This window comes from Frateuria defendens, assembly GCF_001182895.1.
GTDB lineage: Bacteria > Pseudomonadota > Gammaproteobacteria > Xanthomonadales > Rhodanobacteraceae > Frateuria_B > Frateuria_B defendens.
On record NZ_LFQR01000242.1, the window covers coordinates 1 to 633 of the forward strand.

At 71.4% G+C, this 633-nt stretch carries 2 protein-coding genes; both read right to left on the minus strand.

Annotation, left to right across the window (positions count from 1 at the left end; genetic code table 11):
* A partial coding sequence (locus tag ACH65_RS18115; protein ID WP_049624042.1) for a sigma-E factor negative regulatory protein occupies nt 1–312 on the minus strand: 312 nt, incomplete at its 3' end.
* Between the two features lie 2 nt (nt 313–314).
* A partial coding sequence (locus tag ACH65_RS18120) for a sigma-70 family RNA polymerase sigma factor (protein WP_049624043.1) occupies nt 315–633 on the minus strand: 319 nt, incomplete at its 5' end.

The window sequence follows — 633 nt, forward strand, 5'->3', positions numbered from 1 at the left end:
CACGGCGACGCCGGCGGCGATCGCGCCGCCGGTCGACCAGCGCAGCCAGTGCCGGTGGCGCGCCGAACGCGACGACGCCGGCACGGCGGCAAGCGGCCGCTCGATCGCCCGCAGCACGCGCAGCGAGAAATCCTCCGCGGCCAGCGTCGCCGGCGACTGCCGGCGCAGCACCTCGCGTGCCACGTGGTAGCGCGCCCAGGTCTGGCCCAGCGCCGCGTCGTGCTCGACCCGCCGCAGCAGGAAGCGCAGCTCCTCGCGGGAAAGCTCGCCGTCCATGCCGGCGGAAAGATGTTCGGGATGTTGTTCGGTCATGGCTAATCCTCGCGGTCCGACAACAGTGGCCGCAATTTCTCGTCGATCGCCTCGCGCGCGCGGAAGATGCGCGAGCGCACCGTGCCGATGGGACAGCCCATCGCCTCGGCGATCTCCTCGTAGCTCAGGCCCTCCACCTCGCGCAGCGTGATGGCAACCCGCAGCTCCTCCGGCAGAGCTTGGACAGTGCTGAAGACGGTTTGTTCAATTTCCTGGCGCAGCAGTTCGCGCTCGGGCGTGGCGGTGTCCTGCATGCGCTCGGAGCCGGAGGCGAACACCGCGTCGTCGGCGTCGATGTCGTCGGCGGGCGGGCGCCGGCCG